Origin of the sequence: Chitinophaga sp. RAB17 (assembly GCF_052114225.1) — a bacterium.
Taxonomy (GTDB): domain Bacteria; phylum Bacteroidota; class Bacteroidia; order Chitinophagales; family Chitinophagaceae; genus Chitinophaga.
In genome coordinates this window covers 426,416-439,407 of the sequence record NZ_JBFREI010000006.1, presented here as the reverse complement: position 1 = coordinate 439,407, position 12,992 = coordinate 426,416, and the positions used below count along the sequence as shown (strand labels likewise).

7 protein-coding genes are annotated in these 12,992 nt (G+C 45.5%); all 7 read left to right on the top strand.

The window, feature by feature from the left end; translation table 11 throughout:
- The first annotated feature begins 414 nt into the window (after positions 1 to 414).
- The 7 genes from AB4Z08_RS21425 to AB4Z08_RS21395 all read left to right on the top strand — a co-directional run bounded on the left by AB4Z08_RS21425 (position 415) and on the right by AB4Z08_RS21395 (position 12,984).
- Positions 415 to 1,950, top strand: a complete 1,536-nt coding sequence (locus tag AB4Z08_RS21425) for a glycoside hydrolase family 43 protein (RefSeq protein WP_441575826.1) — start codon at positions 415 to 417, stop codon at positions 1,948 to 1,950.
- 211 nt (positions 1,951 to 2,161) lie between these two features.
- A complete protein-coding gene (locus AB4Z08_RS21420) occupies positions 2,162 to 2,746 on the top strand; it encodes a sigma-70 family RNA polymerase sigma factor (protein WP_441575825.1) in 585 nt (194 codons plus the stop codon).
- Between the two features lie 121 nt (positions 2,747 to 2,867).
- Positions 2,868 to 4,064 (top strand): FecR family protein, encoded by a 1,197-nt coding sequence (locus AB4Z08_RS21415; RefSeq protein ID WP_441575824.1) that lies wholly within the window; start codon positions 2,868 to 2,870, stop codon positions 4,062 to 4,064.
- A 261-nt stretch (positions 4,065 to 4,325) separates the two neighbouring features.
- Positions 4,326 to 7,652, top strand: coding sequence for a TonB-dependent receptor (locus tag AB4Z08_RS21410; protein ID WP_441575823.1), 3,327 nt, complete (start codon positions 4,326 to 4,328; stop codon positions 7,650 to 7,652).
- An 18-nt stretch (positions 7,653 to 7,670) separates the two neighbouring features.
- On the top strand, positions 7,671 to 9,248 hold the full coding sequence (locus AB4Z08_RS21405) for a RagB/SusD family nutrient uptake outer membrane protein (protein ID WP_441575822.1): 1,578 nt from the start codon (positions 7,671 to 7,673) through the stop codon (positions 9,246 to 9,248).
- Between the two features lie 78 nt (positions 9,249 to 9,326).
- On the top strand, positions 9,327 to 12,254 hold the full coding sequence (locus AB4Z08_RS21400; RefSeq protein WP_441575821.1) for a glycoside hydrolase family 2 TIM barrel-domain containing protein: 2,928 nt from the start codon (positions 9,327 to 9,329) through the stop codon (positions 12,252 to 12,254).
- 310 nt (positions 12,255 to 12,564) lie between these two features.
- Positions 12,565 to 12,984, top strand: coding sequence for a c-type cytochrome (locus AB4Z08_RS21395; RefSeq protein WP_441575820.1), 420 nt, complete (start codon positions 12,565 to 12,567; stop codon positions 12,982 to 12,984).
- Positions 12,985 to 12,992: the final 8 nt, after the last annotated feature.

Here is a 12,992-nt window from a genome sequence, read left to right as displayed (position 1 = left end):
AGATTAAAATCACATCCTGCAAAATTCATTTTTCGGAATATACCGGACTGATTGCTTCTCCCCTTCTCTTAATATCCGGGGTTCATACAAGTGATCATTAAGCGTTCTACGCTATACAAATGAAAGAGTAGCTATCGTCAAAATAACATCTGAATAAGTCAAATTAACTGTAGGTTTGAAAATATTATCTATTGACCTTCGTACGCTTTTGAACTTGCATAAATAATGCAAGTGCCACGCTATCACCAAAAACATGCTTACTGTTACATTGAAGTAAAACAGTCTTATTAAAAAATATTAGTAGCTTCGCTACCTTCCGGAATTTTTGCACCAAATAGATATCAAATTGCACTGCTGATGAAAGGCAGCGCCGCACTCAGAAAATAACGTTACGCGAAAAAAATACAGTGATCGATGAAAGGAACTTTATTATTATCTACACTTCTACTGTGGTTCACTACCGCCTTCTCACAAACCAATAAAAGCTGGACACCGGATTTGGGTAACGGGCATTTTAAGAATCCGCTTATGTGGGGCGACTGGCCGGATCCGGACATTATCCGGGTAGACGATAAATTCTATTTTATTTCCACCAGCATGCATTATGTACCAGGTTGTCCCATTGCTGTTTCCCGGGATCTGGTAAACTGGGAAATGGCCGGTTACGCCGTTTCCAGGTATGATGAAGACGCCCGTTATGATATGAAAGGTGGAGATATGTACCTCAGTGGTTCCTGGGCAGCCACCATCCGCCATCATGACAGCACCTTCTATGTAGGCTTCTGCACTCCCAGGATGGAAGGAAAGGAAGGGCATTTTTCTATTTGTACCGCTAAAAGTATAAGCGGACCATGGACAAGAACCATCTTCCCCGAGTACCTGTATGATCCGGGACTCTTTTTTGATGATAATGGCAAAGTGTATGTGGCACATGGGCAACAAACACTTTATATCACTGAATTAAACAGCGATGCGAAGTCAGTAAAAGTTCCGCAGCGGAAAATTTACGACAATCCCGGCTTCCCTTATCTCGAAGGATCACATCTTTATAAAATCAATAATAAATATTACATACTTGGCTCTACCGGCGGCACAAGGGGTCGTGAAGTTTGTTTACGCTCAGACAGTATCTATGGCCCCTATGAATCGAAAGTAGTGATACATGATGATCACACCTATCCCGGCAATGGATTGCATCAGGGTGGTATGGTACAATTAAAAGATGGCTCCTGGTGGTTTATTATTATGCAGGACCGTGGGCCAATAGGGCGGGTGCCTAATCTTGAACCGGTTACATGGGTAGATGGCTGGCCCATGCTGGGCAAAAACGGGATGGGAGTAGATACCTTTCCCAAACCTGTAACTGGTATAACCGCTCCGATTACGGTGCCTGCCAGCTCCGATGAATTCAATTCCCCCGGATTGGCCCTGCAATGGCAATGGAATCATAACCCCGATAACAGCAAATGGTCGCTGACAGACCGCCCCGGCTATCTTCGTTTAAAAGCCGGCAAAGCGTCCACATGGCAGCAGGCTATTAATACCTTAACACAACGCGTAGAAGGCCCATATTCGGAAGGAACAGTGGAAATGGACGTACAGGGAATGAAAGATGGAGATATCGCCGGCTTGGGCATATTCCAGCTCCCCTATGCCTATGTGGCCGTTCAGCAAACCAACGGCAGGAAGAAAATAATCATGGCAAACAACGACAGCATTATAGCAGTGGTTAATTTAAAAAGCACAAAGGTCTGGTTTAAGTCTTTTGTCAGAGAAAAGGGATTTGTGGCCACTTTTGCCTATAGTACCAATGGTAAAGACTTCATCCCAATCGGAAATGAATTAAAAATGGGATTGGGGCTGGATTGGACGGCCAATCGGTTTGCATTGTTTAATTTCAATACCCGTGCAGCTGGTGGTCATGCAGACTTCAACTGGTTCAGGCGATAAAAAAACTGATCTTCCTCCATTTAAAACGCCTGCGATCGGCGCAGGCGTTGGAACTTTATAGCGCCCTCCGTGCAGCAATTTGTTTTTTTGTACCTTGCAACTGCATCTTTACCAATAACAACAGGTCATTCAGGCATTTTATTTTTAGATTTGCCGGATTGGATGATCTTAAAAAAAGAGAGCAGGATCTAACGGAATGAATAATGATTCAATGGATGAAATTGCACTTTTCCACCAAATAGCGCAGGGGGACGAAACTGCATTTGAAATATTGTTTCATTTGTATGTACCAAAGATTACACCCGTCATTGCACGTGTAATACAGGTAGAGGGACCAGAGAAAGATATTATACAGGAAATATTCCTGGGCATATGGCTTGGCCGGGAAAAGCTGACAGACGTGCTGATTCCACAAAGCTGGATTTTCAAGATGGTGTACCACCGCTGTTACAGCTGGTTACAGAAACAGGAAGTCCGGAACAAGGCCAGCCAGATCATTATAAGAGAAAGCAGCGACCAATCCAATCTGACAGAAGAAAATATTGCTTTTTCCGAAACATCCCTGCTGGTAAAACAAGCCATTCGCCAGTTACCACCACAGGCACAAAAGATCTACCTGCTCAGCAGGGAGAAGGGACTGAAAATTGCAACCATCGCGGATCAGTTGCAACTGTCACCGCAAACCGTTAAAAATTCACTGGTCCGTTCCCTGAAATCCATCCGGGAATACCTCATCAGTAAAGGTGTTACGCTTCCGCTCATCCTGATTGGATGGGATATCCTATTTTTTTATTAATTTTTTTTTAATCGGATAGGTACTATTTGTTTAGTTGCCGTACGTATATAGCAGGGGATCTTCTGAACAAGGAGATTTCCTATGATATCAACTAAATTAGAAAGACTCTAAATTTCACTTGTTGTCCACGCCAGAAAGACTTAAATATCTATTAGAACAGGTACAGCAGCTGCGAGCCACGCAGGCAGAGTACAAAGAACTGTTGCAGTTCATCAATGATGATGAATCTGGCGACGTGGTGCGGCAACTTGACGCATTTCATGCCACCAGGCCATCAGCCGCCGCCACGGATGCGGAATATGACCGCCCCTACTGGCAATCAATCGTAAAAGAAATACTGGATTCCGATAAATTCGTACTGCCTGAACCGGCTAAAAAGCGGGTACATTTCCTGCAACGCTACTGGTGGGCTGCCGCCTGTGGCCTGTTTATCCTATCCGGTGCTTATTATTATCATTTATCAACGTCCGCGCACCCAACACCAATAGTAGCTACAGCGCCTGCAAAGGACGTTGCACCTGGTGGCAACCGGGCTATGCTCACCCTGTCTGACGGTTCCCAGATACCGCTCGACAGTGCAGGCAACGGCGTATTGGCTCAACAGGGGAATACCCGTATTACCAAACTGAGTAACGGTCAACTGGCTTATGATGAATCAGGAGCTGCCGCCGGCAAGGTGTTGTATAATACGATGAGTACCCCGCTGGGCGGACAATACAAGCTTATTTTACCGGATGGTACGGCCGTTTGGCTAAATGCAGGTTCTTCCATCTACTACCCTACTGCATTTACCGGGCACGAAAGAATGGTCACCATTACCGGGGAAGCCTACTTTGAAGTAGCCAAAAATGAAACAATGCCTTTCGTAGTGAAGGCTAACAATACAACAATAGAAGTGTTGGGCACACATTTTAATATAAATGCGTATAAAGATGAAGCCAGTACCAATACCACCTTACAGGAAGGAGCTGTAAAGATCATCGCGCAGCAGCAGCAACAAACGCTTAAACCAGGGCAGCAGGCAAGGGTACACGCTAATGGCCAGGCCATACAGATAGTGGATCATGTAGATCTGTCGCAGGTGCTGGCGTGGAAAGAAGGCTTCTTCAACTTCAATGATGCAGACCTTCCTACTGTTATGCGTCAGCTTTCGCGCTGGTACAATGTGGAAGTAAAATATGAAGGCGATATCCCTCAACGGGTATTCAGCGGAGAAATAGGCAGAAACCTCACCCTGTCGCAGGTATTAAAAGGATTATCTAAAACAAGGATCAGATATAGAATTGAAAATGGTAACCGGATTGTTATCCAGCCATAGTTATGAACAATGAAACATTCGGAACAATGAACCACCTGAAACTGTCAGTAGTGGATTTCCACGCATATTGAATAAAAAACCGGGGATTAAGATTGGCGTCCTACCCCGGTTATAGTTCAATTTCATCAACAAACAAGTCGGTAAACTTTATTTATTAATTCAACCAAACATTGCAAAAGTATGCAACTTAAGGCTATTTGTAATTCCGGTACCCGCAAATATTGGAAGTTTGCGGAGCTCTCAACCAAAATTTTGTTAGTGATGAGACTAACTTCTATCATGCTACTCGTGGCCACCTTACAGGTAAGTGCCAGCAGCAGTGCACAAACGGTCACCTACTCCGCCAAAGCGGTGAGTCTTCAGAAAGTACTCAATGCTATAAAAGAGCAGACAGGGTATGTTTTCTTCTATGATAAAGAGGACCTGAAAAACAGTAAGCCTGTTTCGGTTGACCTTAAAAACGCCTCGCCGCAGGCGGCCATGGAAATGGTGCTGGTTCAGCAACCCCTGAGTTTTGAAATCCAGGGCAACACCATCTTCATTACCAAAAACGAAAAACCGGCAGCTACCCCGCCAGTAGCTCCACCTCCTGCTATCATTACAGGAAAAATTACGGACGATACCGGAGCCCCCATTCCCGGCGCTTCTGTGATGGTGAAAGGCACCCAGAAAGGAGCCATTTCCGGCCCGGATGGTACTTTCCAGCTGAAAGACGTACCTGAAAATGCGGTATTGGTGATCAGCAGCCTGGGATATGTTGCCCAGGAAATTCCTATCGCCGGCAAAAAACAATTCAATATTTCGCTTGTTCCCGATGTAAGCGCGTTAAAACAATTTATAGTAGTAGGCTACGGCATCCAGAAGAAAGCCAATCTCACTGGTGCTGTTACCTCCATCACCTCCGAGCAACTCACCAACAGGCCGGTAACCAATCTGAGTAATGCCCTGCAGGGTACCATGCCAGGTGTAACCGTTACATCCGCCAACAGCGGACAACCAGGTAGTGATGCCGCAAGGATCCGCATCAGGGGTATCGGTACCATGAATAACTCCGATCCGATTATTGTAATCGATGGGGTTATCACCAACCTGAACAACCTGAATAATATCAATCCTGATGATATTGCTACGATGTCTGTGCTGAAAGATGCGGCGTCCTCTTCTATCTATGGCTCCCGCGCCGCCAATGGTGTGGTGCTCATCACTACCAAACAAGGTTCAAAAGGAAAGCCACAGGTGAGTTATAACGCATATGTAGGTAAACAAAATGCTACCGGCTTACCAGATTTCTTACCTTCCTGGCAGGCAGCTACCCTGTATAACAAAGCCCTCGTGAATGAAGGAAAACCTGTACGCTGGACAGATCAGGAAATTCAGAAATTCAAAGATGGTTCTGATCCTTACAAATATCCGAATACCGACTGGCTCGGCCTGTTCTATAAAGGCAGTGGCTTGCAGCAAAACCACTACCTGGGCGTATCCGGCGGCAGCGAGAAAACACAGTACGCTTTCTCCCTCGGTTTGTTCGATGAAAATGGTATCGTAAAAGAAACAAATGCCAAACGTTATACCAGCAGACTGAATATCACCTCTGAAGTTACAGACAGGGTAAAGGTAAATGCCAATATTGCTTTTACTAACAGCAACCAGGTAGAACCGAGTAATCCTTATACCGGTGATTTTACGCAGATTGTAAGACAGATCAACCGCATTTCTCCCACCATCCCATACAAATACGCCAATGGCTATTTTGGATACATTGCAGATGGTAGCCCTATGGCATGGCTGGAAGGAAACAGTCAAAACAAATACAATAATTACGACCTGATTGGGAATGTGGGCGCAGATTGGGAAATCATCAACGGTCTTCATTTCAAGCCATCACTTTCCTACGTGATGAAAATAAAACACAATAAGAAATTTATTGCCGACCAACAGTACTATGATGCTAACGGGAAACCTACCTTTTACCAGGGTCCCAACTCTGTAACAGATGAAAACTCCTTTGGTAACACTGTTACTCAGCAGGCATTACTGGATTATACCAAATCCATTCAGAAACACAATTTCAAGATATTGGGCGGCTTCTCACAGGAACTGACCAAATACACTTTTGATGATGGTTATCGTAAAGGCTTCCTGAACAACCTGCTAACCGATGTAAACCTGGCCTCTACGGATGGGCAGAAGACCAGCGGATATTCTTATGAATTAGCACTCCGCTCCTACTTCGGCAGGTTAAATTATGATTACGACGGTAAATACTTATTTGAAGCCAATCTCCGTTACGATGGTTCTTCCCGTTTCGCCGCTAACCACAGATGGGGAGCATATCCTTCCTTTTCTGCCGGTTGGAATATAGACAGGGAAAATTTCTTTGAGCCTTTAAAGAAGTATGTGTCTTACCTCAAACTAAGAGGTTCCTGGGGTCAACTGGGTAACCAAATCGTGGTGGGACCGGATGATGCCAATAACCCAGGCTTTCCCTATTATCCTTATGTGTTGCAGGTGAATGGTGGCCAGAACTATACATTTGGCGGTACTGGTGCTAGTATTGCCCCCGGTATAGCGCCTATTAATGGTGCTAACGCGGATCTCTTATGGGAATCCACTACTGAAACCAGTGTGGGTCTTGACGCGGGTTTCTTAGACGGAAAATTAAATTTTACAGCCGATTATTTCCGTAAGGTTACCAATGCTATCCTTCTGCCGGTAGAGGTGGGCGCACCATATGGACTGAAGCCTTCTGTACAGAATGCAGGCGCTATGCTAAACAAGGGTTGGGAATTCTCCCTCAGCTATAATGATACTAAAGGGGACTTTAAATACAACGCAGCTATTAACGCCGCTTTCATCAACAATGAAATAACAGACCGCCATAACGCCGGTGCTAAAATTGATGGCTATACGTACCAACAAGTAGGCCATCCTCTGTATTCGTTATATGGATATGAAGCGGATGGTATTTTCCAATCAGCAGATGAGGTGAAAAAATCTCCTTTCCAGACCAACAAAACATCCGCGGGTGATATCCGGTACAAGGATAAGGATGGTAATGATACCATTAACACGGCCGATAAAGTATATCTCGGTAATTATTTCCCAAAAGTAACTTTTGGCATTAACCTGGGCGGCGCCTGGAAAAACTTTGACATCGCCATTTTCCTGCAGGGAGCTACTGGCGTAAAAAACTATATCGATGCGGGTAAACTGGGCAGTGTAAGTTCTTCTGCGGGTAAACCTACTTCTGCATTGCTGGATACCTGGGCACCAGATAATACCGGTGCATCTCTCCCGCGCATCTGGTATAACAATAAAGAAAACGATCCGGGTAACACACCTTCCTCTTTCTGGGTGAGAGATGGCTCTTATCTGCGCCTCAAAAATCTGCAGATAGGATATACCTTGCCGGGTCGCATTGTGAAGAAAGCCGGACTCAGTAAAGTACGTTTTTACTACAGTGGACAAAATATCCTCACGTTTGATCACCTGTACAAATGGGTAGATCCGGAAGCGTCCATTTCAAGCAGTATTTATTACTACCCACAGGTAAAAGTGCACACGTTTGGTGTAAATGTTAGTTTTTAACGAAAAGTACTTAACATCATGAAAAAAAACATTCTATATATAATACTCGCTACAGGCTTACTGCAGTCCGCCTGTCAAAAAGATTTTCTGGATAGAAAACCACCGTTTGCTTACGGCAACTCCTCTTTATGGACGTCCCAGTCAGATGCACTGGCGGCCCTGAATGGTTGCTATAAAGATTGGGAAGGCGATTATGCCTTAATCTATATGGATGCAGCAAGTGATAATATGTACAGCCAATATCCCTGGGAAGGCTATACAGATTATGGCAGTGGTGCTATTACACCCGCCAATACCAATGCTTCCAGCCGCTGGAGTTATACTACCATCCAGAAATGCAACTGGTTCCTGGAAAATATAGATAACACACCCATGGACGGTGCGTTAAAGGAGAGGTATAAAAGTGAAGCCCGTTTCCTGAGAGCTTACCAATATTTTACCATGACCCAACTTTATGGGGACATACCTTTCGTTAAAAATACCGTTACTGCGGACGTAGCCAATACCCTTTCGAGAACACCCGCTACCGAGATACGCAAGTTTGTAAAAGACGAGCTGGCTGCTATCGCTGCCGTATTACCGGTAAGCTACACGGGCAGCGAAGTAGGCCGTATTACACAAGGTGCCGCCCTCTCCCTGAAAGCCAGGATAGAATTGTATGATAAAAATTATGCAGACTGTATTGCCGATTGTAAAAAAATAATGGGCTTAGGATACGGACTGTTTAATAACTACCAGGACCTTTTCCGTATTCAAAATGAAAATAACAAAGAAGTTATCCTGGATGTGCAATACAAGGAAAATGATTACGCCAATTCAGACATCGGTGTCATGCCATCGTCTTCCTTTGGTGGCTGGGGCTCACTCGATCCTACCCAGGCACTGGTAGATGCCTACGAAACCAAAACCGGAAAAACCATCGACGATCCAACCTCCGGCTACAATGAAAATGATCCGTACAACAACAGGGACCCGCGCTTAACGGCCACCATCGTTTGTCCCGGTCAATTGTATGAAGGTGCTTACTACAACTCAATAGAAAGCAGCTCAGGCGATTATTACAACGGCGATAACAATTCCAAAACAGGTTACATTCCCAAAAAATTCACGTCTCACCTGTCCGACTTCACCGATATGTGGAATACCGGGCTGAATATGATTGTGATACGTTATGCGGAAGTACTCCTCACCTATGCGGAAGCGCAAATCGAATCTGGTGTGATCGACAATTCCGTATATGATGCACTGGATGCCATCAGAACCCGTGCGGGTATGCCGGTGGTAGACCGAACAGTATACAACACTGTTGATAAAATGCGTACGCTGGTAAGACGTGAACGCAGAGTGGAACTGGCATTGGAAGGTCTGCGCTGGTATGATGTACAACGCTGGAAAATAGGCAGCGCCGTTAGATCAGGCACCGTATATGGTACAAAATTAGGCACCGTAGATCCTGCCAATGGCAAACTTACCCTTAGCGGAGAACACGTTAAAGTAGAACAACGCTCCTTCCAGGATAAGAGGGATTACCTCTGGCCTGTACCACAAAAGGAAAGAGATATCAACAAGAACCTGACACAAAATGCCGGTTACTAATTAACACAACTATCACTATTGAAAAATCCCGCGAATTGAAAAATGAGCGGGATTTTTTTATCTTAAAAAAACACCCACATGCCCTTATCAAAATGCCGCTCCTATCTTTTCCTCCTGTTGATATATTGGATACTTCCCTTCAGTTTATATGCCCAGCAAACAAGAACCGTTTTAAACTTCAATACCAACTGGGCATTCCAAAGAGGCGATGTAAACGGTGGAGAAAAAATAATATTCAACGATAAGCGCTGGGCCGGCATCAGTATTCCGCATGTAATGCGCATCGAAAAAAAACATAACGGCGGCAATACCGTTTACCAGGGTACCGGCTGGTACAGAAGATATTTCAGGCTCCCTTCCTCCTACCGTAATAAAAGAATCACCATTTGTTTTGACGGCGTGCAAACAACAGCAGACGTATATCTCAACGGTAAAAAAATAGCCACGCATACCGGCGGGTACATGGGCTTTGTCATTGACATCAGCGGGCAGGTGTCTTTTGAAAAAGACAATGTGCTGGCTGTTAGGGTAACTAATACCGACAACCCACAGATACCACCGGGAAAACCCCAGTCGAAATTAGACTTCAATTATTTTGGTGGCATCTATAGAAATGTTTCCCTGATCATTACTGAAAAAATATTTATCTCCCATCCGCTGGAAGCCAACAAAATAGCCGGTGGTGGCGTATTTATCACCTATCCCGCTGCTAACAAAAACAGCGCTTCCGTTAATATTAAAACCAATATTGTTAATGCTACCCCCAACCCGGTAAATGCAATGCTGAGCACCACCCTGGCAGACAGTAATGGGATCGCTGTGGCTACCGCCCGCAGCAGTCAGCATATTCCCGGTCAAACGGATACGGATATCCAACAATCCCTGACCATAAATCATCCTCAACTATGGCATCCGGATCATCCTTATTTGTATCACCTGGTATCTGTTGTTTATAAAGACAATGCACCTGTCGACAGCCTGGTCACCTATACGGGTATACGAAACATTTCCTTTGGTACTGACGGATGCTATATCAACGGTGAAAAGTTGTATCTCCGCGGCGCCAACAGGCACCAGGCTTATGAATACATAGGTGATGCAGCAGCAGATAACATGCAGTATCTTGATGCCCTACAGCTGAAAAAAGGAGGATTCAATGCCGTGCGTGCCGCCCACTATCCGCAGTCACCTGCCTTCCTGGATGCCTGCGACAAAACAGGCTTGCTGGTCATTGAATGCCAGCCCGGGTGGCAATTCTTCTCTAAAGATTCCCTGTTTACAGCCAACACCTTCCGGGATATCCGCGAGATGATCCGCCGCGATCGCAACCACCCTTCCGTTTTTCTCTGGGAAACTTCCCTCAACGAATCGCCTACCCCCGAAACATGGATGCAGCAAGCGGTAAAAACAGCGCAGGAAGAAATGCCCGGCAACCAGCTCTTTGTAGCAGATGACTATAATTCACGCAGCAAAAATCATTACAATGTTTCCTATAAAGTGGTAAATGAAGATGGTAGCGATCCTATGCCCTCCCGCCCGTTCCTTACCCGCGAGTGGGGCGATAGCTGGATGGCAGATGCCGAAAAAGAAAACAGCCTGCGCGCCAGCAGAATGTATACGGAGAAAGGATTGATCAATCAATGTATATTAAGACAAAACGCATTGAATGGAGAAACATCAGAAGAACTCGGCGGCTATTGGGACCATGGCGGGCTGGATGCCAATCCGAGAATAGGCGGATACTTTGTATGGAGTTATAACGACTACACCCGTGGGGCTGATCCGGTGACTGCATTCAGCGGCGTAACGGATCTTGACCGCTATGAAAAGTTCGGTTATTACCAGCTCAAAGCGATGCAGGATGCCCGCAATCCCACTTATGGACCTATGGTATACATTGGCAGCTATAATAACCAACCTGCCTTAGATAGCGCCATAATGGTGTTCTCCAATTGCGATGCCGTACAACTTTATAGAAATAACCAGCTATGCGGTGAAATAACAAGGGCCCAAAACGCTACCACCGCCCCCTTTGTAGCGGCAAAAGGTGGCAGCCCGTACTTTATTTTCCATACCGGCAGATATGAAGCGGGCACCTTAAAAGCCGTGGGCATCATCAACGGAAAAGCTGTTTGCACACATATGGTAAAAACGCCTGGTGCTCCTCACCACCTGGAAATTGAGATCCCGGAACACCATACCTCCTTCCTTGCTGACGGCTCTTCCATGACGCCTTTTTACGTGAAAGTATGCGACCGGAACGGCACCCTCATTTCCAACAAAGTATCCGGGCAATCCTTTCTCATCCGGATGAATGTATCAGGCGAAGCCACACTGACAGGCGGCAACATCCCTGCAGCAGGTATAGCGCTACAACAAACAGAAGGTGGTATTGCCTACGGCATTGTCCGTCATTCAACAACGCCAGGCAATATCAGGATCAGTGTAAACAGCCCGGGAGTAGCCCCGGCCAGCCGGACCATTAAAACAATAGCTTCTTCCGCTATATATGTAAATGACGGCGCCCATCCCCAATGGATAAACGAAAACAAAACAACCCCGGCAGTGTACTATACAGATACCGCCACATCCGGCCAAAAACTGCCGGAGATTAAACTGGCGGACAAATCCATTGCTGTTCAACCAGACCACCACCAGGATAACATCCAAACCATGATAGATGGTAATACCGCCACAGGCTGGGCCGCCAGCGCAGGAAGCCTCCCCGTCAACATTACCATCGACCTCAAAAAAACAGCTTCCCTCCGCGGTAGCCGTATTGTATGGGGAAAAGATAGTGACTGGTATACCTATAGTATCGCGGTATCTGTTAATGGCAACGACTGGGTGGAGGTAAAAAAGCCGGAGCGGGTATCCGGACAGGATTACAAGGTAGCATTGTTTCATGCGCCGGCTGCAAGATATGTACGCTATCTGATTACCGGTATCCAACCGGAAACCAGTAAGGTAGCCGTGAAGGAAATCCAGTTATACGGCGAAATGTAACGGCAGCAGCACTATCTACGGGCGGATGCTCCCGGGAATAGGAAGCTGGACATAAATATTCACCAAAGAAGGCCACGACTCTCCCGTGGCCTTCTTTGATGATTGACAGTACGCTGAAAAATGAATCCTCTTAACATCAGCAAATAAAGCATCAGCTAAAGTCAGTTTTCTGGTTGAATACTATGCACACGTAGAAGATATTTACATCCGGATAAATATACTTGAAGAAATACCTGGTCATAATATAACAGATGCCAGGAATTTTACTTCTCCATCCCGGGACCACACCTTATAATTACTTATATAGAATATGAAACAATTAGTTTTTTCTGTTTTACTGATCTCCATCATCGGTAACCTGCATGTAAATGCACAAACTAAATCATCCGGTGCAAAAACACCACCTGCAAAGAAAGCACCCATCACAAAACCCAGGCAGCAGACAGCTCCGGTTATCAGGCAACAGGATATTGACGAGGGCAAACAATTGCTGAGCAAATCTGATTGTCTTGCCTGTCACAAAACAGATACAAAGCTTGTGGGCCCTGCCTATTCAGATGTAGCGAAAAAATATCCATATACAGATACCAACCTCGAACTGCTGTCTTCTAAAATCATCAAGGGTGGTTCCGGCAGCTGGGGAGGCGTTCCGATGACACCCCATCCGGCACTCCAGCATGAAGACGTTAAAAAAATGGTGACCTACATACTCTCTTTAAAAGCCAAATAAAGTTCAGC